This window comes from Pseudomonas sp. NBRC 111131, assembly GCF_001320525.1.
GTDB classification, from domain to species: Bacteria; Pseudomonadota; Gammaproteobacteria; order Pseudomonadales; family Pseudomonadaceae; genus Aquipseudomonas; species Aquipseudomonas ceruminis.
Window position 1 is genome coordinate 81050 of the sequence record NZ_BCBH01000012.1, and the last position, 21883, is coordinate 102932.

The window sequence follows — 21883 nt, forward strand, 5'->3', positions numbered from 1 at the left end:
CCGTGAGGGCAGCATCAACCCTCGCTCAATGCCCCAACCACCTGATCGACGCTGGCCTTGAGCCCGGCCACCGCATCCTCCGGATCGCTCTCCACCACCAGCAGCGTCGCCCCACTGGCCTCGATCACGGCAGCGACCGCTGCCTGCGGCTGCCGATGGTCCAGCACCAGGGCCACATCCTGCGCTTTCAGGTTTTGCGCCAACGCCTTGAGCGCCGCCTCGTCCCACTTGCCATCGGTGGGCAACGCCTGCTCTACCACATCCAGATTCAAGCCGCTGGCCAGGTACCCAAGACGCTCGGACAGGCTGACCACGCTCAGGTTGTCGACCTGGGCGAGCGCTGTCTGGCTTTTGGCGGTCAATTCCAGCAGTTGCCGCTTGAGCGCCGCCAGGTTTTCCTGAATTCGCGCCTTGTCCGCAGGTGCCAGACGCTCCAGGTCGTTGGCCAGAACGTCTGCCATGCGCCCCAGGTTGGTTGGGTTCAACCAGGGGTAGGTGCTGTAAGCCTCGTCGCCATTGACCGCAATACCTGGCAGTGCGCCATCCACCGGCTGCGCGGCATCGATTTCGACAATGCGGATGTTGCTGCGCCGGGCCATTGGGTACAACGGGTCATCACGCCAGATCGAACGTACGCCGATCACCGCGTCGGCCTGCAGCGCCGCCTTTGCCAGGCTGGCCGCCCCACGGTTGCTGAAGTACGACGGTTGCCGGCTGGCTGGCAGGTTACCTGGCGCGGCACGCTTGAGTTGCACTGACGTACCCTCGAGCAGGGTGCTTGCCAGGCTGTGGGTGACGGGCAGGGTGGTCAGTACTTGCGTGGCCAGGGCCCATGAGGGCAGGGCGACCAGTGCCAGTACCACGGTCAACTGTTTCAGGTTCATGCCGGGTTTCCTTGCAGGCGTGGAACGAGGGCGCGGGCCAGGGCCGCGAGGGCGAAGCACATGCCCGCAACCAGAATGATCGCGGCGCCCGAGGGCACCGGCAGGTCGAAGACGATCGGCAGCAGAATGCCGCACAGTGTGCTCAGCGTGGCGATCAGCACCGAGATGAAGAAAAAGCCCTTGAGCGACTGGCTCACCAGCCGTGCGGCCGCAGCTGGAATCACCAGCAGCGCGCCCACCAGAATCGCCCCGATGACTTTCACCGAGGCCACGGTAACCAAGGTCACCAGCACCACGAACAGGTAGTCCAGGGTCTTCACCGCTACCCCACGCACGGCCGCCAGTTGCGGGTTGAAGCTGGCCAGCATGATGCGGTTGTACAGCGGCAGGGCTAGTGCCAACACCATCACCGCGACAATGCCGAGCACCACCAGGTCCTGGCCGCTGACTGTCAGCACTGAGCCGAACAGTACGTTTTCCAGGATGTGCACGTTGATCTTGCCCGCCAGCATCAGCAGCAGGCTCGCGCCCAGCGCCAGCGACACCGAGAGAAACACGCCGATCAGCGTGTCCGGCGAAAGCCCAGTACGGTTGCGCAGGAAGTTAAGCAGAATGCCGAACAACAGGCAGTAACCGAACAGGCTGCCATAAGGGCCGGTGTAAGGTTCGCCGAGCAGAATGCCGATGGCCACACCGGTGAGTGCGGCGTGGCCGACAGCCTCGGAGAAGAAGGCAAAGCGCTTGACCACCACGAGCGTTCCCAGGCCGCCCAGCACCGGGCCGATCATCAGGCCGGCCAGCAGCGCGTTGATGACAAAACCGTAGGCCAGCGCCTCCGGCAGGTAGCCAGCGCCGGCCCATTCCTGGACCACTTGGCGAAAGGTTTTATAGCTCATCAGGTGCGGCCCTCACTGCGCGGGTGGACGGAGAACAGGCCAAGCAGGCGCTCTGGGGTCAGGGCCTGGGCAGGCGGGGCGTCGAACAGTACCTGGCGGCTCAGGCCGGTGACCCGGTCGGCCAGGCGCAACACCGCTGCAAGGTCATGCTCGATCCACAGCACGGTCGTACCGGCCTGGCGCCAGCCCTGTAGCAGTTGCTCGAACACCTGGATGCCCGCTTCGTCGAGTGCCGACATCGGCTCGTCCAGCACCAGCAACTGCGGCTCGGGGATCAACCCCTGGGCGAGCAGCACTCGCTGACGCTCGCCCCCGGACAATGCCCCCATGCGTCGTTTGCGCTTGTCGAGCATACCCACCCGGGCCAGTGCCGCGTCGATCGCCGGCTGTACCCGGCGTGACAGGCCGAGGAACGCCGGGCGCTGTTGGCACATCGCAGCCATGAAATCATCCACGGTCATGGGCAGGCCACTGTCGAACTCCAAGGCCTGTGGCACATAGCCGATCACCTGCCGTTCACCTGGCCAGTGCAGGGTCAGTTGACCCTGGTGCGGCATCTGCCCCAGCAAGGTCTTGATCAGCGAGCTCTTGCCGCCGCCGTTGGGCCCGACGATGGCGTGTACGCTGCCGGGGCTGACATTGAAACTGACCTGCTCGAGAATGCGCGTGCGGCCCAGCGTGAGGTTTATACCGGCAAAATCGATCCGCGGCCCGTCCGCGGCCCTGATGCTGGCTGCGGCGGTCATGCGCGGTTCTCCTGGATGGCGCGTACCACGGTATCGAGGTTGCGCTTCATCTCCACTTCGTATTTCTCAGGGGTGTACTCGCCGTAGGAGATATGCGTCAGCGGGTACAGGCGCACGCCGGACTCGCGCTGGATGGTCTGGACATAGGCGGAAGGGAAGTCCATCTCCGAGAAGATCACCCTCACGTCCAGGGCCTTGAGCTGGTCGATGGTTTTCTTGAGCTGTGCCGGGCTTGGCTCGATGCCGTGGGCGGGCTCGACCACGGCGGTGACCTCCAGGCCGAAGTCGCGCACCAGGTAGTCGTAGGCGGCGTGAATGGTCGCCACGCGCAAGTCAGCACCCGGCGCTTCGGTGACCTTGGCCAGGGCTTGGGCACGCAAGGTGCGCAGCCGCTTGGCGTAGGCGCGGGCGTTCTGGGTGTAGAAGGCGGCATTGTCCGGGTCGAGCTTGCCCAGCTCGCGGGCAATGGTGTTGACCTGGGCGATGGTGGTGCTGATGGACAGGAACGTGTGCGGGTTGACCACTTTGCCGGCGCCGCGCGCGGCGATACCGGTGGCCGCCAGCAAGGGTACGTTCTGGTTGGCCTCGATGGTCTTGATCTGAGGCTTTTCGCTGGCGGCGATCATGCGGTCGGCGAAATCGTCATGGCCCACACCGTTGAGCACGACCACATCCAGGCTACCGATGCGCTTGATGTCCTCGGCCCGCGGCTCGTAGGCATGCGGGTTGAAACCCGCCGGGATCAGCGGTACCACTTCGGCCTTGTCGCCGACGATATTGCTCACATAGCTGTAGTAAGGGTGCAGCGTGATGCCGATGCGCAGGGGCCTGCCGGGGTCGGCCAGGGCAAGCAGCGGCATGGCGCAGGCAAGGATCAGGGCGAATGCGGAGCGGAACATGGGCGATTCCTTGGGTTCAGTGACGGTGTTCGCGGGTGACCCCGGCGTCGTAGTGGCTGACCACCTGCCGCCAGCCAGCGGCGATCAATGCAGCCTGGTCGAAGTCGTCCGGGGTGACGGCGGCGCTGTCGCGGCGTAGCCAGACATCGGCCTGGCCGCTGCTGTCCCCCGGCAGGATCAGCAGGAAGCTGCCGGCGAGCTGTAGATCCTGACTGCGACCCAGGTAGGCACCGGTCTGCAGCCACAGCCACTGGTGGCTGCCGCGGCTTTGGCTGCCGGCGTCCACCACGAACGGCGGCAGGCCTTCCGCTGCCAGGGCGTCCACGCCTGGCACGGCGGCAGTTTCCTCGCGCAACAGTTGGATCTCGTCGAACGCGACGCGCAGGTCGGTATAGATGCCCTGTTCAGCGGCTGTCAGGTCGCGGCGCGCATCAACCTGGTGGCTGGCGATGGTCTGCTCGTCCTCGCGCTCCCCACGCATCCACACTACGGTGGCGGCAAGGACGACGATCAGCAGGCTGATCAGCACCACGTAAAGGGTTTCATGCCCGGCCCCGGCCGGGCGTACCACCTGGGTACGGCGCATGGTCGGGTTATTCATGGTTGCGCGATGTCGGCGTAGTCGACTTCCACCACATGACCTGGGCCGGCGTCGAACAGCACATAGAATTCGCCATCCGGGCGCTTGAAGGTCAGGGTCGAATCTTCGCCAAGCTTGCCACCGACCAGTACCTGCTCGTCATAACCGATCACGTCCAGGGTCACGCCAGGGGCGCCGCTGCCATCCGAGAAGCCACCGGTGCATCTGACCTGGCCACCGTCCACTTCTTCACATTCGCACATCGGGTTGTGCGCCAGGGCCGGGCCTGCGGCCAGCACCAGCAAGGGCAGGGCGAGCCTGCGCATCAGGTGTTTCATGGTTTGCCTCCTTTTTTCTCGAGCCAGGCCACGGTGGCTGGCGACGCCTTGGCCAAGAGCACCGACGCCTGGTGCATGCTGCCGTCCCAGCCTTCGATGGTGATCCACACCTGCGCATCAGGTTGGGTGCGTGGTGGTATGGGCAGGTTCGTGCCCATGCGGTAGGGCGCGCCGAAGAAGATGGTGCCGGCGGCGCGCAGGCTGCGGGGCTTGCCAATGCGCAGGTAGACGGCCTTGACGTCGCTGATGCAGGCCTTGCACAGCGCGGCGTTGAACAGCTTGAAATGGCCCGCCGTGCCGTCGGCGCGAGGGGGTTCGCTACGCAGTTCGGCCAGGTCGAGGCTGTAAGGGCCCACCTGAATGTCGTTGATCGGGTTCACCCCCAACCCGGCATCACCGCGAAACAGCTTGGCATCGGCAAAATACTTGGGCATGAACCCCAAGGGGATGAGGATGAGCAAGATGTTCAGGTGGAAGCGCCATTTCAGCCACAGCTGTTTGAGGGGGCGGTTGGGCAGGGCCTGGGACTGGCTCATGGGCGTATCTCCACGGGGTTGTCGCTGCCTGACGTGCGGGTAGGGGGCGTGCGCTCGCTGCGTTTGAGGGCGGCTGCGGTCGCCTGGGCGGTGCGCTTGGTCCAGATCAACAGGCCACTGAATACCATCAGGGTCAGGATCAGGCCGAAGAAGAACCACACCAGTTTGATCGGCAGGCCGCCAAAGTCACCGGTGTGCAAGGGGCGCATGGATTCGGTGACGAACTCCAGGGCAGAGCGGTCCGCAAGCAGGAACTGGCTGTCTACCACGCGGGTATAGGGATTGACCTCGGCCGTCTGGTACATCAACGGGTACCAGCCGCGCCCGCCCAGGCTGATATGGCTGTAGGCGGTGGCGGGCAGGGAGATGAAGCTAATGTCCAGGCCCGGGATGGCCAGGCCGGCGATGCGCGCGGCTTCGTCCAGGTCGATGCGCGGTGCTGGGCTGCCGTCGCTGGTCAGGGGTACATCTTCGCGGGCGATCACCGGCACGATCGGTTCGCTGGATATCGTGATCTGGTTGTCGAACAGGATCGCCCGGATCAGGAACCAGACCCCGGTGATGGCAATGACGGCGATAAACCATATCGACCAGACGCCCGCCAGGCGATGCACGTCGCCCCAAAAGATCCGCGAGCCGTGGCCCGTGCGCACCGGCTTGAAAAAGCCCTTCCAGAATTTTTTGTACACCACCAGCCCGGTGACCAGCGACGCCAGCATCGGCAGGCCGAGCAGCGAGACCAGGTACCAGCCCCAGCTGAAGCCGTTGGTGAAAGGCACCAGCCACCAGCCGTGCAGGGCGCGGGTGAACGCTTCGAAATTGAAGTCCGGGCTCTTGCCCTGGATGGCCCCGGTGTACGGGTTGACGTACAGCGTCGGGCTGGTGCCGTCGGGGTAGGTCACACTGGCTGTGAGGGCGAAGTGAGAGCCGTCGGGCTGGCTCAGTGAGCGCACCATCATTTGCGGCTCGGCGTGGTTCAGCGCGCTCAGCACTTGCTGAAAGCTCAGCCGTTCGGCGCTGTCGTCGGGCTTGCTGGCACGGACATCGGGGTTGGCCAGCCAGACGATTTCCTGGCTGACCACCGCGAGCATGCCAGTAAAGCAGACAATCAGCACGAAGAACCAGATCGGCAGGGCGAGCCAGCTGTGCACGAGGAACCACAACTTGGACTTGGATTTTTTCTGAGATTTGGCCATTGGTCGTCTTCTGAAATAGGGGGCGAGCACATGCCCAGCCAAAGGGGCTGCATCTATAAGGACGAATGAGAATGGAAATCCTGCCGATTTAAGTGAAAGCAAATGTTTCAGAATGCACAAAGCCGACAGCGCGCCCTTAGGCACCCTGTCGGCGTTGTCATGGTTTGAACGCTATCAGGCGCTGGTCAGGGCGACCGCAGCTGGCGTTTTGTCGAGCTGACGCGCCAAGTCGTGGTACAGCGCCTGGCCGATTTCTGCGGCGCGGGAGGGCAGTACCGACAGCAATGTGTCGCTCAGGCCATGGCTGTTCTCGCAGAAGCCTTGCAGGTAAACCGAGGCTTGCAGGTCCGGGCTGGTCAGTACCCGATAGTTGCGGTCGACGCTGAAGTCGTCCAGGTAGCCCGCCAGCGGTGCCAGCAGGTCGCGGTGTGAACGGCGCTCGTAGCCTGTGGCGAGAATCACTGCATCGTAGCGGTGGGTCTGCTGCTGGCCGGTCGCCAGGTCACGCAGGGTCAGCTCGATGCCATCGCGGGTGGCCACCACCGCCTCGACCTGGCGACGGCATAGCACGTTGTGGCGGAACTGGTGCGATACCTTCTGACGGTAGAGGATGCCGTAGATGCGCTCGATCAGGTCCAGGTCGACTACCGAGTAGTTGGTGTTGTGGTATTCGCCCAGCAGCTTGGCCCGCTGGTCGGCCGGCTCGTTGTAGACCAGGTCGGTGTAGTCCGGCGAGAAAATTTCGTTGACGAACGGGCTGTCGTCGGCGGGTTTGAGCGCAGAGCCGCGTAGGATCATGTCGACCTTGACCGACGGGTAGCTGTCGTTGAGGTCGATGAAGGCTTCCGCGGCGCTCTGGCCAGAGCCGATCACTGCGATGCGCATAGGTTTGCCCTCGGTGCAGGGCAGTTTGTCGAGGCTGCTCAAATACTGCGAGTGGTGGAAGACGCGCGGGTCATCCTTGAACGCGCCGAATTTTTCCGGGATTTTCGGCGTGCCGCCACTGCCGACCACTACCGAGCGGGTTCGTCGGCTGTATTCACGGCCTTGGGTATCGCGGGACACCAGGCGCAGATGCTCCACACGGCCGCCTTTCACTTCCGGCTCGATACGCAGCACTTCCTCACCATACACGGCCTGTGCGGCGAAATGCTCAGCCGCCCAGCGCAGGTAATCGTTGTACTCCAGGCGGCAGGGGTAGAACGTACCGAGGTTGATGAAGTCGGCCAGACGCTGCTTCTGGTGCAGGTAGTTGACGAAACTGTAGGGGCTGGTCGGATTGCGCAGCGAAACCAGGTCCTTGAGGAAAGAAATCTGCAGTTCGCTCTGGGTGGCCAGGGTTTCTCCGTGCCAGCGGTATTCCTTCTGCTTGTCGATGAACAGGGCGTCGAGTGCGTGGCCCTGGCTCTGCGCGAGTTCTTCCAGGGCGATGGCCAAGGCCAGGTTGGAAGGGCCGAAGCCCACGCCTATCAGGTCTTTGATGGTTTCCGGGTGTGAAGACTGGCTCATGGCTGCGATTCCATAATGGTCGAATGTGGACGCCCGCCGGGGCTCCGGCTCCTGCGCAAGTACATTGGTTGGAACGAGCCACGTTGTGGGGAATTTACTGAACGGCGAGGGGGGGTGAACGGCTGACGCTAAAGATCTGCGTCAGGCCGCCGATAGGCAGGGCATCGCACGGACCCGTTCACAGCAGGGAGAACGTCATGGTAGGTATTACAGCAGTCATCAACAGCAGCCATTCGGCCCAGGTACTCAACGCCGGCCAGGCAGCCAAGGACAAGGAAACCGAGAAAACCGAGGAGGGCCGCTCTGCGACGCAGGTCGATACTTCCAAGCTGCGCAACGGCGGCCAGGCTCAAGGCGCTGAAGAAAGTAGCGCAAGTGAAGAGCCGGGATACATCAAGCAGTTGCGTGAGATGATCAAGCGCATGCAAAAGCAGCTGGCTGACGAACAGAAGCAGTTGGCCGACCTGATGGCACAGAAGGACGAGGGCACCAAGCTTGCGGCGGTAACGGCCAAACAGGCCAGCATCTCGACCCTGACCGGCGAGATCATGAAGGCTACTGCGCAGCTGCTCGAAGCCCTGGCCAAAACCGGTGGCAGCAGCGCCGGTGGCTCGGTCAACACCCAGGCCTGAGGCAGCCTTATACCCGCCCCATCATCACTGGCGTGTCGACGATGAGGCGGGGCCGTTCTAGTGCTACTCCGATGCCAATCGGCTCTTGTTCTGGCGGTCCGACTTGTACTGCATCGCCACCGCCGGTGCTGGCTTGGCCGCGCCTGTTTCCAGCCATTGACGCATGCGGCTGGCATCGGCGAAGTGGGTGTATTTGCCGAAGGCGTCGAGGATCACCATGGCCACCGGGCGGTTGTCCATGCGGGTCAACAGCACCAGGCAATGGCCTGCCTCATTGGTGAAGCCCGTCTTGGTCAGCTTGATGTCCCAGTTGCTCTTGTTCACCAGGTGGTCGGTATTGCGGAACCCCAGCGTGTAGTTGGGCTTGCGGAAAGCCACGGTCTTCTCGCGGGTGGTCGACAGCTCGCTCAGCATCGGGTATTTGCGCGAGGCCATCAGCAGCTTGGCCAGGTCGCGGGCGTTGGAAACGTTCTGCGTCGACAGGCCTGTGGGCTCAACGTAGCGGGTATGGCTCATGCCCAGGCTGCGCGCCTTGGCATTCATGGCTTTGATGAAGGCCGGGTAACCCCCCGGGTAATGGTTGGCCAGGGTCGTGGCGGCGCGGTTTTCCGACGACATCAGCGTGATCAGCAGCGTTTCGCGGCGGTTGAGCTCACTGCCCAGGCGTACCCGCGAATAGACACCTTTCATGTCCGGGTTGTTGGCGATGGTCATGGTGAGCATCTCATCCATGGGCAGCTTGGCGTCCAGCACCACCATCGCAGTCATCAGCTTGGTCACTGAGGCAATGGGGACTACGCGGTCGGCATGGCTGGAATACAATTCCTGGTTGCTGTTCAGGTCGATCAGCAGCGCACTGCCTGATGCCAGGTGCAATTTGGACGGGTCGCGTTGAACCTGGGCCGGGGGTTGTGCAGCAGCGGTCGACGGAAGGGTCGCGGTTCCTGTGAGCAACAGCAGCAGGCTGAGGATGGACAGGGATGTTTTCACGTTGAGGCTCACTAAAGGTTGGTATGTCGTTGGCTGTGCAAGGGTTTTCCCCCTAAAAACCGCTCGCATTCTGGAGTATGGCTTAATCCCTGTCGAATGCCTTATGACTAAAGGGCGCAACGTGAACGAAATTTAATCCTGCTCTCAAAATGGTATGGATGAACGCAGACGTAGAAATCGCCCGCCGATGCCGCGACCATTGATGATGTCGTCGTTCAGTGGCAACGGCTCCTGCACAGGATGCCAGGGGATGAACAAAAAAAGGCCCGCATAGGCGGGCCGGAAGAGGCGTAGGGAGCAACGCACAACAAATACTTCAAGCCAGCAGGCAAGCCTCCTGCAGCTGTTCGGCCAGCGCCTGGGCAGAGGCCCGGCTGGCCAGCGGGCCGCTTACGGCTTCACCGTTGCGCACCAAGTACCAGCATGCCAGCAGGCCTTGCTCGCGCAGGGTAGTAGGGACAGCGCTGCCGACGACGGACATGATCTGGATAGCGGCCATGGGAGACCTCCTGTGAAACATGGCCCTACCTTACGCAGCCGCCGGCGCGGTTTGAAATCAACTCGCTCAATAGTGCTCATCAGTTTTATCAACGGTTACCAGCGTGGCGGCCCGTAATACACCGGCGGCGGGCCATAGCGGTACACCGGCGGCGGTGCAGGCACGTAGTACGGTTGGTAATAGACCGGCGGTGGCGGCGCCTGTACATACACTGGCGGCGGCGAATAATAAGCAGGTTGACGTTCGACGTAGACGGTCCGGTCGTGGCCACCGGAAACTGTCGCCCCGACCACTGCCCCGACGACGGCCGCACCGAGCAGGGGGCCAGGGCCATACCAGCCACCACCGTGGGCGCAGGCCTGCCCACTGATGGCCAGGGCACCGACCAGCAGGGCGATTCCGGGGATAAGACGGTTCATGAGACTTCCTCGTAAGAAAACCCCGCGCTTGGGGCCTTACTACTATGACTCTGTGCACTGTCAGCTGAGTACACGGGAACGGTAAAGGTTGTGTAAGGGACGACAAGCGGTGGGCTCTGTTACGCTGAACAAACGTTTCAGTCATGAAGAAGGAGCAGGTTATGGCGGCAACTCCCAGCAGAGACACTGTGCTGTGCATTTCTCTTGCCGGTCGCCCCGGCCACTTTGGCGTGCGCTTTCATAACCACCTGTACCAGCAACTTGGGCTGGATTTCTATTACAAGGCGATGAGCACCGATGACCTGCCGGCTGCTGTGGCAGGTATCCGTGCGCTGGGCATACGGGGGTGCGGGGTATCGATGCCCTACAAGGAAGCGTGCATGGCCTTGGTCGATGAAATCGACCCCTCCGCCGCTGCGATCGAGTCGGTCAATACGCTGGTCAACACCGCCGGGCACCTGAAGGCGTACAACACCGACTACCTGGCGGTGCGCCAGTTGCTGGAGCAACATCAGGTAGACCCGGCCACCGCCTTCGCCCTGCGTGGCAGCGGGGGCATGGCCAAGGCGGTGGCCAGCGCCCTGCGTGATGCCGGGTTCCAGGAAGGGATCATCGTGGCGCGTAACGAGCAGGCCGGGCGGCAGCTGGCCGATCTGTGTGGCTACCGTTGGGTCGCCGACCTGGGTGATCTGTGCCCTCCCATGCTGGTGAACGTGACGCCGATCGGCATGGCGGGTGGGCCGGAGGCCGAGCAGCTTGCGTTCAGCGAGAACGCCATTGCCGCCGCCGAGCGGGTGTTCGATGTGGTGGCGCTGCCAGCACAAACACCATTGATTCGGCAGGCACAGGCGCTGGGCAAGCCGGTGATTACCGGGTTGGAGGTGATTGCATTACAGGCGCTTGAGCAGTTCGTACTGTATACCGGCGTGCGGCCGACTCAAGCGCAGATTGATGCTGCGGTGAAGTACGCACGGGATATCTAGGTTGGGTGCCGGCTCTTCACGGGTCAAGCCACCCCACTGGTTGTGCGCCCAGCGCGATGGCGTGGCCAACCGTTGGTGGTGAGCTTGGCCCGCGAAAGGGGCATTTGCCCCATTGCATCAGGAGGCACTGTGCTCCCTGTCCAGCCGCTCATCCACCAAGGCCCGGCCATGGGCCAGGGACACATGCTGAGCATGCTCAAGGTCCGAGAAGAACTTCATCGGCATCGATATTCGTTTGCTGGTATGGCCTTGCGGGTCGGTGATCAGGCAACCGGCGGCATAGGGAAGGGGAGAGTCGGGGTGAGGCATCACGCTGGCGGTGATGGTGTGGTCGCGGTATTCACAGTGAAGAGATTGCATCGTCCTTACCTCGCTGTGGCATGTGAAGCGCTTACTTTCATATACCACAGCGAGAGGCCGGGAGTTCCCGGCCCGACGAACGAAGACTGCCGTAGGGTCAGCCTTTGACTTCGGTTGGCTGGATTACTTCGACCCAGTAGCCGTCCGGGTCCTTGATGAACGCCAGGTGGTTCATGCGACCGTCAGCCAGGCGCTTCTGGAACGGTACGTTCAGCGCCTCGAAACGGGCGCAGGCAACGTGCACGTCCGGAACCGAAATGCAGATATGGCCAAAGCCACGCGGGTCGGTGTTGCCATTGTGGTAGGCGAACGCCGGGTCGCTTTCGGTGCCGTGGTTGTGGGTCAGCTCCAGCACGCCAGGGATCGACTTCATCCACTGGTGGCGCTCGTGGTCGTCGGCGGGGATTTGCGCGGGGTCGACCAGGGCCAGGAAGTACAGGCTGAAGGCCGCTTCCGGAAAGTCACGCTTGTCGACCAGGCGGAAGCCCAGCACGCGCGTGTAGAAGTCCAGAGACTTCTCGATGTCCTTTACCCGCAGCATGGTGTGGTTGAAGACGAACTTGGCGGTGGCGGCGTCAGGTTGTGCGGTGACACCAGGCAGGGTTTGCAGATTTTGCAGGCTCATGGGAACTCCAGAGACGGGGCTGGCATCGATGCCAGCGCAACAGACAGGAGGGCCATGATACGGCAGTGAACCGATTGCGCAAATGAAAGCGCCCTGCAAGGGGCAGGGCGCTGGAAGAGAGGCCCGCATGTGCGGGCGCGTGATGGGGTCGCTAGTCCTTTAGCTGTTTCGATACTGAGCCAGTCCTTGTGAAAAAAGTGTGAAGCAGGCGTTGACGTTTCATCAGCGCAGCCAACTTTCCACGGTGGCAGCCCCGTATTCTTCTTTCCAGGCCTTGAGGCCGCGGTGGTTGCCACCTTTTGTTTCGATCTGCTCGCCGGTGTGAGGGTTTTCGTACACTTTCACCACGCGCGGTCGGCGTTGCTGTTTGGGCGCGCTGACCGCGCCGCGTGTAACGGCCTTCGGATCAAGAATAGCGATGATATCGCGCAGACTTTTGTCATAGCTTTTCATCAGGCCGACTAGTTTCTGCTCGAATTCGATTTCGCGTTTTAGGCCGGCATCCTTTTTCAGCGCTTCCAGTTGAGCCATTTGCTCCTGGAGCGCTTTTTCGGCAGCACGAAACTCTGCAAGTCTGGACACTGTAATCACTCCTGTACGTCTTTCGTGGCATGGCGTGACGAACATTGAACAGAAATAAACGCCGGCCACACGGGTGGGTGAAACTGTTCGCTGATATCGAGTGTAGACACTCGTGGCAATTGGGTAAACCGCAAACTTTTTCAAGTAAGACGGGAACTTTGCTAGTTTTCCGTACGGGCAGCCCGCGCATTTTTTGCAGTGCCGCTCCTGGCCTATAGACCATGGTCCAATGGCCCATGGTAGAGCCTTCGCGCGATCATTTCAGATGATGGTCGAGCCGTGTTCGGCCGTCTTGCCTCAGCGTGGCGCATGTCCGCCACGGTTTGTTTTTTGCCTTTCTTCTGGATGTTCCCTCGCATGTTTGCCCCTTTTCCTCTCGCCCCTGGGCGTCGTGTTGCCGGCCTGTTCCTTTTGTGTGCCGGTGCGCACGCCCAGGCTGCCGGTTTTCTTGAAGACAGCAGTGCCAAGGTCGAAGCACGCAATGTCTATTTCAACCGGGATTTCCGTGACGGCCACAGCAGTTCCAGCCAGGGAGCGTCAAAGCGCGAAGAGTGGGCGCAAGGCTTCATTCTCAATGTGCAGTCGGGTTATACCCAGGGCCCGGTAGGCTTTGGTGTGGACGCGTTGGGCATGTTTGGTATCAAGCTCGATTCCAGCCCTGCGGACAGTAACAGTGGCTTGTTGCCTTCTTCCGGTCATGATCCACGGCACTCCGCCGACCAGTACGCGAAGATGGGCCTGGCGGCCAAGGTCAAGGTCTCCAACACCGTGCTCAAGTACGGCTCGATGATGCCGGATGTGCCACTGTTGAAATACAACGATGGTCGCCTGTTGCCGACCATGTTCCATGGCGCCATGCTCACGTCCGAAGAAGTACACGACCTGAAGTTCACCCTGGCGCGCTTGAACCAGTACACCGCACGTGACTCTACCGACCGCCAGGACATTCGCGTGCATTGCAAGAACAAGCGCTACGCCTGCGATACCGAAGCCGACCACTTCGACCTGGCGGGGCTGGATTACCGTTTCAACGACCGGCTCAGCGCCCAGTACCAGGTGGCCAAGCTGGAAAACATCTACCGTCAGCACTTCCTGGGTCTGGTGGCCAGCCAGCCGCTGGCGGTCGGCAGCCTGTCGGCGGACCTGCGTCTGATCAAAAGCGATGACATCGGTAACGCCCGCGCGGGTGAAATCGACCACCGCGCGTTCAGCGGCATGCTCGGCTACAGCCTGGGTGGCCACAAGATCAGTGCGGGCTGGCAGCGCATGTATGGCGAAAGCGCCATGCCCTACCTCGATGGCACTAACCCTTACCTGGTCAACTACGCGCAGGTCAACGACTTTGCCGCTGCCCAGGAGCGCTCCTGGCAACTGCGCTACGACTATGACTTCAAGGCCCTGGGCGTGCCTGGCCTGACCTTCTTCACCCGTTACATCAATGGCGACCACATCAAGGTCCCCGGCAGTAACGCCGAAGGCAAGGAATGGGAACGCGACACCGAGTTTAAGTATCAGGTCCAGACCGGCACGTTCAAGGATGTCAGTGTGCGCCTGCGCAACTCCACCTACCGCAGCAACTACGAGAAATGGGCGCGTGACATGGACGAGACCCGTGTCATCGTCAGTTACAACTTCTCGATCTTCTGACGTCGCTTTGCCAAAACACCAGCAGCCGGCCGACAATGGTTGCTGGTTCCCGTCAGGGCTTGGGTAATGAAAGACGTGCTGCTTATTGGCATCGGGCCAGGTGATCCACGCCAGGTCACCTATGAGGCGGTCGATGCGCTGCGCCGCGCTACGGTATTCTTTGTCCTCGACAAGGGCTCGGGCAAGGATGAGCTGGTGCACCTGCGCAAGGCCATTCTCGAACGCTACCGCCCTGCGGGCGACTACCGCCTGGTGCAGGTGGCGGACCCGCAACGTGACGCGGAGGCCGCCGACTATGTGGCCGCGGTCCAGGGCTGGCACCGCCAGCGCGCCACGCTGTATGCCCGCCTCCTCACCGATGAGATGGGCGCCGGCGATATCGGCGGCTTTCTGTTATGGGGCGAGCCTGCCCTTTATGACAGCACCTTGCGCATTCTCCAGCTGGTTCGCGAGGGTGGCGTATCGCTGCGCCTGGAGGTCATCCCCGGTATCAGCAGCGTGCAGGCTCTGGCGGCGCGGCACCAGGTGCCGCTCAACCGTATTGGCGAGCCGTTGGTCGTGCTGCCGGGCCGCCGCCTGGCGGATCAGGGGCGAGTGAACAACGTGGTGGTGATGCTTGATGGGCAGTGCGCGTTTGCCGCGCTCGATGACCCTGAGCTGCTGATCTACTGGGGTGCGTACCTGGGCACCGAGGACGAGGTGTTGATTGCCGGGCCGTTGCCGTTAGTCAAAGCGCGGATATTACAGGTACGGGAGCAAGCGAGGGCGCGCAAAGGGTGGATCATGGATACCTACCTGTTGCGCAGGGAGCTGTAACCAGAGGTTGCCTGAACCGGCCCGATCACCGGCAGGCCGGCGCTCGGGCCAACACAGCGTTCACGCCTTACCGAGAATGGCGACCACCTTGTCACGCAACTGATCGATGCTGAATGGCTTGCCAATCATGTGCATACCCTCTGGCACGTCGAGGCTTTCGGAATAGCCACTGGCAAACAGCACCGGCAACGAGGGCCGCAGGGCACGCGCCTTGGCCGCCAGCACCTCGCCACGCATGTCCGGCAGGCCCACATCGGTCATCAGCAACGCCAGGGGCTGGCTTGGGTCTTCGAGGATCGCCAGTGCTGCCGTGGCGCAGTCTGCCTCCAAGGCCGCATAGCCCAGTTCGTCGAGCACTTCGATCATCAGCATGCGGACGATGTCGTCATCTTCGACTACCAAGAGGTGCATTGTTTGATCCTGTACCAGAAGAATGTCTTTATTCTGTGCGCCAGGCAGCGCCAGAAGTTCCCTGAGGATACCGTTGGTTGCAATTGGATGGAACGATTGAGGAACGCTGCCTTCAAATAGCGGCTAAATGCCTGCCGAAGCCCGCAAAGGTGGTTAGACTCGCTGCTAACCGGTAAGTGGGTGGCAGGCAGGAACAGGCTTCATTCGCCACACCGTTCAATGGACTTTTCGCTCAGGCGTTTTCAGATGATTCAAGCAGCCTCGATGGACCAACAAAGCTTCCGCAAGCTGTTGAGCCGCAACATCGGCTTGCCCTTGGGGGTGGGTCTGCTCGGTGCCGTGGCCTTTGTCGCGGTGATCAATTACCTGCTGTCGGCTATGCAATGGGTCGAGCATACCGACCGGGTCATCGGCAATGCCAACGAAACGGTCAAGCTGTCGATCGACATGGAAACCGGTATGCGCGGCTTCCTGATTACCGGGGACGAAAGCTTTCTTGACCCTTACGAGGTGGCTAAACCGAAGATTCTCGGCAGCCTGCGCAGCTTGCGCGGCCTGGTCGAAGACAACCCGCAGCAGGTTGACCGTATCGACCGTCTGATAGCCCTGCAGCAGGCCTGGAACGACTTCGGTGGTGAGATGATCGCCCAGCGTCGTAATGGCGGCGACTACCGTCAATCGATCGGCAATGGCCGGGGCAAACGCATCACCGACGAAATCCGCAAGGAGTTCGACGGCCTGGTGAGTACCGAGCAGCAACTGCGCATGGCCCGTAACGAGAAGGTCAGCAGTGTCACGGTCACCGCCATTTCGGTCTTCGTGTTGTTCATCGTCGGCCTGAGCGGGCTGCTGGCCTACCTGGGGCGGCGCGACCTGATGGCCTTGTCTAGCAGCTACGACGACAACCTCAAGGCCCAGCAGCGCTCGGCCGAGCGCCTGGAGCACCAGGCTTGGCTGCGCAACGGCCAGACACAACTGGCCGAACAGGTGCTGGGGCAACTGACCTTGCCAATGCTGGGCGACAACATTCTGCGTTTCTTTGCCAGCTACCTGGGCAGCGTGGTCGGCGCCCTGTACGTGCGCGACGGGCATGGGCGCCTGGTGCGGGTGGCCACCTATGGCCTGGACGCCCAGGAGCAGGCCCGCGAACAGGTGGTGGCTGCCCATGACGGCCTGCTGGCCCAGGCGGTACGTGAAGGCCGGCTGCTGCGCCTGGACGACTTGCCTGAAGACTACTACCACCTGAGTTCCGGTTTGGGCAGCGGTCTGCCGCGCAGCGCCTTGCTGATGCCGGCCAGCGACGACGGCCAAGTCAACGGCGTGATCGAACTGGGCTTCCTGCGCCCGTTGCAGGAGCGTGACGATGAGTTGCTCGAGCGTGTCGGCGGCAACCTGGGCATGTCTATCGAAAGTGCCCGTTATCGCCAACGCCTGCAGGAGGTGCTGGCAGAGACCCAGCAGCTCAACGAAGAGTTGCAGGTGCAGCAGGAAGAACTGAAGACCGCCAACGAAGAGCTCGAAGAGCAGTCGCGCGTGCTCAAGGAGTCGCAGGCCCATCTGGAAACCCAGCAAGCCGAACTCGAGCAGACCAACGAGCAACTGTCCGAACGCACCGAAGCCTTGGACCGCAAGAACGACGAATTGAGCCAGGCCCAGCGCGAGCTGCAGGCCCGCGCCGACGACCTGCAGCGTTCGAGCAAATACAAGTCCGAGTTCCTTGCCAACATGTCCCATGAGCTGCGCACGCCGCTCAACAGCTCGCTGATCCTGGCCAAGCTGCTGGCCGAGAACGGCGAGGGTAACCTCAGCGCCGAGCAGATCAAGTTCGCTGAGTCGATCTATTCGGCCGGCAACGACTTGCTGAACCTGATCAACGATATCCTCGACATCGCCAAGGTCGAGGCCGGCAAGCTCGACGTGCGCCCCGAGACCACCCAGCTGGCTCGCCTGGTCGAAGGCTTGCGGGGCATGTTCCTGCCGTTGGCCGAACAGAAGGGGCTGTCCTTCGAGGTCAAGCTCGACGGGCATGTGCCGGCCACCCTGTTCACCGACCGCCAGCGCCTGGAGCAGATCCTCAAGAACCTGCTGTCCAACGCCATTAAGTTTACTGACCATGGCCAGGTCAGCCTGACCATCAGCCACCAGGCCGGCACCGGCATCGTGTTCGCCGTGCGCGATTCTGGCATCGGCATCGCTACCGAGCAGCAGCAGGCGATTTTCGGCGCCTTCCATCAGGTCGACGGCAGCAGCAACCGCCGCTACGGCGGCACCGGCCTGGGCTTGTCGATTTCCCGCGACCTGGCCCATCTGCTGGGCGGGCAGATCAGCGTCGACAGCAGCCCCGGCCAGGGCAGCGTGTTCAGCCTGATCATGCCGGAACGTTACGAGGCCGAGGCCGACGAAGTGGAGGCGCTGAGCCTGCGCCCGGCGGTCGACACCTTACCGCCAGTACCTGAGGCAGCGGCACCGGCAGCGCCCAAACTGCCGGCAGCGGCATTTGCCGATGACCGTGAGCGTGCACCGTTCGGCAACCGCTGCATCCTGGTGATCGAGGACGAGCCGAACTTCGCCCGTATCCTCTTCGACCTGGCCCACGAACTGGGCTACAGCTGCCTGGTGGCCCACGGTGCCGACGAGGGCTTCGAGCTGGCGGCGCGGTACATTCCCGATGCCATCCTGCTGGACATGCGCCTGCCCGACCATTCAGGGCTTACCGTGCTGCAACGCCTCAAGGAACAGGCCGGCACCCGGCACATTCCGGTGCATATCATTTCGGTGGAGGACCGCGTCGAGGCGGCCATGCACATGGGCGCAGTGGGCTATGCCGTCAAGCCCACCAGCCGCGAAGAACTCAAGGAAGTGTTCGCTCGCCTTGAGGCCAAGCTGACGCAGAAGCTCAAGCACATCCTGCTGGTGGAAGACGACGACCTGCAGCGTGAGAGCATCGCCCGTCTGATCGGCGATGACGATGTCGAGATCACTGCCGTGGCCATGGCCCAGGATGCCCTGGCGCTGTTACGCGAGAACATCTACGACTGCATGATCATCGACCTCAAGCTGCCGGACATGCTGGGCAACGAGCTGCTCAAGCGCATGACCGCTGAAGACATCCGCTCGTTCCCGCCGGTGATTGTGTACACCGGTCGCAACCTGACCCGTGAAGAAGAAGCCGACCTGCTCAAGTATTCGCGCTCGATCATCATCAAGGGCGCCCGCTCGCCAGAGCGTCTGCTCGACGAAGTGACGCTGTTCCTGCATAAAGTCGAGTCTCAGTTGTCCCATGAACGCCAGCGCATGCTCAAGACCGCGCGCAGCCGCGACAAGGTATTCGAGGGCCGCAAGGTGCTGCTGGTGGATGACGATGTGCGTAACATCTTTGCCCTGACCAGCGCCCTGGAACACAAGGGCGCCATTGTCGAGATCGGCCGCAACGGGCGCGAAGCCATCGAGCGCCTCGAGCAGCACGACGACATCGACCTGGTCCTGATGGACGTGATGATGCCGGAAATGGACGGCTTCGAGGCCACCCGCCTGATCCGTCTGCAACCACGCTGGCGCAAGCTGCCGATCATTGCCGTGACGGCCAAGGCGATGAAGGATGACCAGCAGCGTTGCCTGCAGGCCGGTGCCAATGATTACTTGGCCAAACCGATCGATCTGGACCGCCTGTTCTCGTTGATCCGCGTATGGCTGCCGCAACTGGAGCGAATTTGACTAGCGAGCGCAACACCGACATTGAAATCCGGCTGCTGATCGAGGCGATCTACCTCAAGTACAGCTACGATTTCCGCAACTATTCTGGCGCTTCGATCAAGCGTCGGATCCTCCATGCCCTGCGCCAGTTCGACTGCCTGACGGTGTCGGCATTGCAGGAGCGGGTGCTGCACGACCCCGGCATGTTCATGCAGTTGCTGCAGTTCCTGACGATCCCGGTCAGCGAGATGTTCCGCGATCCAAGCCACTTCCTCGCGTTGCGCAACGAAGTGGTGCCGCTGTTGCGCACCTGGCCTTCGATCAAGGTGTGGATCGCGGGCTGCAGCACCGGCGAGGAGGTGTACTCGATGGCCATTCTCCTGCGTGAGGAAGGCCTGCTCGAGCGCACCATCATCTACGCCACCGACATAAACCCGCATTCGCTGGAGAAGGCCAAGCAAGGCATCTACTCAATGCAGAGCATGCGCGAATACGAGCAGAGCTACCGCCTCGCCGGCGGGCGTCGTGATTTCGCCGAGTACTACACCGCCGCCTATGGCAACGCCATCATGGACAGCACCCTGCGCGAAAACGTGACCTTCGCCGATCATAGCCTGGCGACCGACAGCGTGTTTTCCGAAACCCAGCTGGTGTCTTGCCGCAACGTGCTGATCTATTTCAACAAAGAACTGCAGGACCGCGCTTTGGGCCTGTTCCATGAGTCGTTGTGCCACCGCGGCTTTCTGGTGCTGGGTAGCAAGGAGTCAGTGGATTTCTCGGCTTACAGCGAGCGCTTCGAGCCGCTGGTCAAGCCCGAACGGATCTACCGCAAATCATGAAGGGCGTGCGTGCGGTAGTGATAGGGGCCTCTGCCGGCGGCGTGGCGGCATTGTTCACGGTGCTCGGCAGCCTGCCGGCGGGCTTCGATTTCCCGGTCATGTGCGTGCTGCATTTGCCCGACGATCGCCACAGCCGCCTGGCCGAGGTGCTGCAGCGCCGGCTGCACCGTCCGGTGCAGGAAGCCTGCGACAAGCAGGCCATCGCCCCAGGGCAGATCTATGTGGCGGGGCCGGCTTACCACCTCTCCGTAGAACGCGACTTCAGCTTGTCGCTGAGCCAGGAAGAGCCGGTGCATTTCTCGCGCCCGGCCATCGATTTTCTGTTTACCTCGGCGGCCGATGCCTATGGCCCCGAGCTGCTTGGCGTGCTGCTCACCGGTGCCAACGAAGACGGCGCCAAGGGCCTTGCCTATATCAAGAACAGCGGCGGCCGGACCGTGGTCCAGGACCCCCGCGACGCACAGGTGGCGCTGATGCCGGAGGCCGCCCTGGCCCTTCACCAGCCTGACCATATACTTTCTCTGAGCGGAATCGAGCAGTTGCTCGCGACCCTGGAACCCTGCGCATGCTAAGCCACACCACCGCCAAACTGCTGATCGTCGACGACCTGCCGGAAAACCTGCTGGCCCTCGACGCCCTGATTCAGGGCGTAGACCGCGAGGTGCACCAGGCCCAGTCTGCAGAAGCGGCATTGTCGCTGTTGCTCGAACACGAATTCGCCCTGGCCATCCTCGATGTGCAGATGCCGGGGATGAATGGCTTCGAGCTTGCCGAGCTGATGCGTGGCACGGAAAAGACCCGCAATATACCGATCGTCTTCGTCACGGCCGCCGGACGAGAGATGAACTACGCCTTCAAGGGCTACGAAAGTGGTGCGGTGGATTTTCTGCACAAGCCGCTGGACACCTTTGCGGTAAAGAGCAAGGTCACGGTATTCGTCGACTTGTACCGGCAGCGCAAGGTGCTTGACCGCCAGCTCCAGGCCCTGGAGCGAAGCCGCCAGGAGCAAGAGTTGCTGCTGGGGCAATTGCAGGTTGCCCGTGGCGAGCTGGAGCATGCGGTGCGCATGCGTGACGATTTCATGTCGATCGTCTCCCACGAAGTGCGCACGCCGCTCAATGGTCTGATCCTCGAAACGCAACTGCGCAAGATGCACCTGGCGCGTGGCAACCTCGATGCCTTTAGCGCCGACAAGCTGCAGGCGATGGTCGAGCGTGACGAGCGGCAGATCAACAGCCTGATCCGGTTGATCGAAGATATGCTGGATGTCTCGCGTATCCGCACTGGCAAGCTGTCGCTGCGACCCAAGCTGTTCGACCTTAGCCAACTGGTGCGCGGTCTGGTGGAAAATTTCGCCGCCCAGGCCTTGGCACTGGAGACGCACATCGACCTGCAGCGTTGCGAGCCGCTGCAGGGCGAGTGGGATGAATTTCGGATTGAACAAGTACTGGCCAACCTGTTGTCCAATGCATTGCGCTATGGCGAACGCCGGCCCGTACAGGTACGGGTGTTCGCGCAGAACGGCATGGCCTGCGTACAAGTGCAGGACAATGGCATCGGCATCAGCGGTGTCAATCAGCAGCGGATCTTCCAGCAGTTCGAGCGTGTGGCCACGCAACAGGCCAGCGGCGGGCTCGGGTTGGGGTTGTACATTTCGGAGCAGATCGTGCAGGCCCATGGCGGGCAGATCCAGGTCGAAAGCGAGGAAGGCAAGGGTGCCACGTTCACCCTTCGGTTACCGTTGACGAAGCGGGCAGAACAAAACGATCAGGTGCGGGCAACCTCTGCCTAAGCCTGGGGTCA

At 62.0% G+C, this 21883-nt stretch carries 24 protein-coding genes; 8 read left to right on the forward strand and 16 right to left on the reverse strand.

Features of this window, described 5'->3' with window-relative positions; genetic code table 11:
- Window positions 1–14: 14 nt before the first annotated feature.
- From APH34_RS13560 to APH34_RS13600, 9 genes are all read right to left on the reverse strand, one after another.
- Complete coding sequence (locus APH34_RS13560) at window positions 15–884, reverse strand: metal ABC transporter solute-binding protein, Zn/Mn family (RefSeq protein ID WP_054901539.1); 870 nt, start codon at window positions 882–884, stop codon at window positions 15–17.
- Entirely contained in the window at window positions 881–1780 is a 900-nt protein-coding gene (locus APH34_RS13565; protein ID WP_054901540.1) for a metal ABC transporter permease, read from the reverse strand. The genes APH34_RS13560 and APH34_RS13565 overlap by 4 nt, the downstream gene beginning before the upstream one ends.
- Window positions 1780–2526, reverse strand: coding sequence for a metal ABC transporter ATP-binding protein (locus APH34_RS13570; RefSeq protein WP_054901541.1), 747 nt, complete (start codon window positions 2524–2526; stop codon window positions 1780–1782). The genes APH34_RS13565 and APH34_RS13570 overlap by 1 nt, the downstream gene beginning before the upstream one ends.
- Window positions 2523–3425: a metal ABC transporter substrate-binding protein gene (locus tag APH34_RS13575; protein WP_054901542.1), complete on the reverse strand. Its 903-nt coding sequence runs from the start codon at window positions 3423–3425 to the stop codon at window positions 2523–2525. Before APH34_RS13575 ends, APH34_RS13570 begins: the two co-directional genes overlap by 4 nt.
- A 16-nt stretch (window positions 3426–3441) precedes the next feature.
- Window positions 3442–4011 carry a DUF6162 family protein gene (locus APH34_RS13580; protein WP_082422803.1) on the reverse strand — a complete coding sequence of 190 codons (570 nt, stop codon included), beginning with the start codon at window positions 4009–4011 and terminating at the stop codon, window positions 3442–3444.
- Between the two features lie 11 nt (window positions 4012–4022).
- Window positions 4023–4343: a hypothetical protein gene (locus APH34_RS13585; protein ID WP_054901544.1), complete on the reverse strand. Its 321-nt coding sequence runs from the start codon at window positions 4341–4343 to the stop codon at window positions 4023–4025.
- A complete protein-coding gene (locus APH34_RS13590) occupies window positions 4340–4879 on the reverse strand; it encodes a hypothetical protein (RefSeq protein ID WP_054901545.1) in 540 nt (179 codons plus the stop codon). The genes APH34_RS13585 and APH34_RS13590 overlap by 4 nt, the downstream gene beginning before the upstream one ends.
- Entirely contained in the window at window positions 4876–6075 is a 1200-nt protein-coding gene (locus APH34_RS13595) for a PepSY domain-containing protein (RefSeq protein ID WP_054901546.1), read from the reverse strand. The genes APH34_RS13590 and APH34_RS13595 overlap by 4 nt, the downstream gene beginning before the upstream one ends.
- A gap of 174 nt (window positions 6076–6249) precedes the next feature.
- On the reverse strand, window positions 6250–7584 hold the full coding sequence (locus APH34_RS13600; RefSeq protein WP_054901547.1) for a lysine N(6)-hydroxylase/L-ornithine N(5)-oxygenase family protein: 1335 nt from the start codon (window positions 7582–7584) through the stop codon (window positions 6250–6252).
- A gap of 197 nt (window positions 7585–7781) precedes the next feature.
- Here APH34_RS13600 and APH34_RS13605 point away from each other — a divergent pair, with 197 nt between their 5' ends.
- Entirely contained in the window at window positions 7782–8216 is a 435-nt protein-coding gene (locus APH34_RS13605) for a hypothetical protein (protein WP_054901548.1), read from the forward strand.
- A 63-nt stretch (window positions 8217–8279) separates the two neighbouring features.
- Here the strand turns inward: APH34_RS13605 and pbpG are convergent, their stop codons facing one another.
- The 3 genes from pbpG to APH34_RS13620 all read right to left on the reverse strand — a co-directional run bounded on the left by pbpG (window position 8280) and on the right by APH34_RS13620 (window position 10124).
- Window positions 8280–9206 (reverse strand): D-alanyl-D-alanine endopeptidase, encoded by a 927-nt coding sequence (gene pbpG, locus APH34_RS13610; RefSeq protein ID WP_223849219.1) that lies wholly within the window; start codon window positions 9204–9206, stop codon window positions 8280–8282.
- Window positions 9207–9522: 316 nt separating this feature from the next.
- Entirely contained in the window at window positions 9523–9705 is a 183-nt protein-coding gene (locus tag APH34_RS13615; RefSeq protein ID WP_054901550.1) for a hypothetical protein, read from the reverse strand.
- 95 nt (window positions 9706–9800) lie between these two features.
- A complete protein-coding gene (locus tag APH34_RS13620) occupies window positions 9801–10124 on the reverse strand; it encodes a hypothetical protein (RefSeq protein ID WP_054901551.1) in 324 nt (107 codons plus the stop codon).
- A gap of 161 nt (window positions 10125–10285) precedes the next feature.
- On the opposite strand from APH34_RS13620, the gene APH34_RS13625 reads away from it, so the two are divergent.
- Window positions 10286–11107, forward strand: a complete 822-nt coding sequence (locus tag APH34_RS13625; RefSeq protein WP_054901552.1) for a shikimate 5-dehydrogenase — start codon at window positions 10286–10288, stop codon at window positions 11105–11107.
- Window positions 11108–11224: 117 nt separating this feature from the next.
- On the opposite strand, the gene APH34_RS13630 is transcribed toward APH34_RS13625, so the two are convergent.
- The 3 genes from APH34_RS13630 to APH34_RS13640 all read right to left on the reverse strand — a co-directional run bounded on the left by APH34_RS13630 (window position 11225) and on the right by APH34_RS13640 (window position 12674).
- Entirely contained in the window at window positions 11225–11467 is a 243-nt protein-coding gene (locus APH34_RS13630) for a hypothetical protein (protein ID WP_054901553.1), read from the reverse strand.
- Window positions 11468–11564: 97 nt separating this feature from the next.
- The gene (gene gloA, locus APH34_RS13635; RefSeq protein WP_054901554.1) at window positions 11565–12092 is read right to left on the reverse strand and encodes a lactoylglutathione lyase; all 528 of its coding nucleotides are present in this window, start codon (window positions 12090–12092) and stop codon (window positions 11565–11567) included.
- 222 nt (window positions 12093–12314) lie between these two features.
- Window positions 12315–12674, reverse strand: coding sequence for a histone-like nucleoid-structuring protein, MvaT/MvaU family (locus tag APH34_RS13640; RefSeq protein WP_054901555.1), 360 nt, complete (start codon window positions 12672–12674; stop codon window positions 12315–12317).
- A 357-nt stretch (window positions 12675–13031) separates the two neighbouring features.
- Between APH34_RS13640 and APH34_RS13645 the strand changes: the two genes are divergently transcribed.
- Window positions 13032–14321 carry an OprD family porin gene (locus tag APH34_RS13645; protein ID WP_054901556.1) on the forward strand — a complete coding sequence of 430 codons (1290 nt, stop codon included), beginning with the start codon at window positions 13032–13034 and terminating at the stop codon, window positions 14319–14321.
- 66 nt (window positions 14322–14387) lie between these two features.
- Entirely contained in the window at window positions 14388–15137 is a 750-nt protein-coding gene (gene cobF, locus APH34_RS13650) for a precorrin-6A synthase (deacetylating) (protein WP_054901557.1), read from the forward strand.
- 60 nt (window positions 15138–15197) lie between these two features.
- Here the strand turns inward: cobF and APH34_RS13655 are convergent, their stop codons facing one another.
- On the reverse strand, window positions 15198–15548 hold the full coding sequence (locus APH34_RS13655) for a response regulator (protein WP_054901558.1): 351 nt from the start codon (window positions 15546–15548) through the stop codon (window positions 15198–15200).
- Between the two features lie 246 nt (window positions 15549–15794).
- On the opposite strand from APH34_RS13655, the gene APH34_RS13660 reads away from it, so the two are divergent.
- Genes APH34_RS13660 through APH34_RS13675 form a run of 4 tightly spaced genes read left to right on the forward strand, consistent with a single transcriptional unit; the run spans window position 15795 to window position 21872 of the window.
- Entirely contained in the window at window positions 15795–19262 is a 3468-nt protein-coding gene (locus APH34_RS13660) for a response regulator (RefSeq protein ID WP_054901615.1), read from the forward strand.
- Entirely contained in the window at window positions 19259–20080 is an 822-nt protein-coding gene (locus tag APH34_RS13665) for a protein-glutamate O-methyltransferase CheR (RefSeq protein WP_054901559.1), read from the forward strand. Before APH34_RS13660 ends, APH34_RS13665 begins: the two co-directional genes overlap by 4 nt.
- Window positions 20077–20652: a chemotaxis protein CheB gene (locus tag APH34_RS13670; RefSeq protein WP_054901560.1), complete on the forward strand. Its 576-nt coding sequence runs from the start codon at window positions 20077–20079 to the stop codon at window positions 20650–20652. Before APH34_RS13665 ends, APH34_RS13670 begins: the two co-directional genes overlap by 4 nt.
- Window positions 20646–21872 (forward strand): hybrid sensor histidine kinase/response regulator, encoded by a 1227-nt coding sequence (locus tag APH34_RS13675; RefSeq protein ID WP_054901561.1) that lies wholly within the window; start codon window positions 20646–20648, stop codon window positions 21870–21872. The genes APH34_RS13670 and APH34_RS13675 overlap by 7 nt, the downstream gene beginning before the upstream one ends.
- Window positions 21873–21883 lie beyond the last annotated feature (11 nt).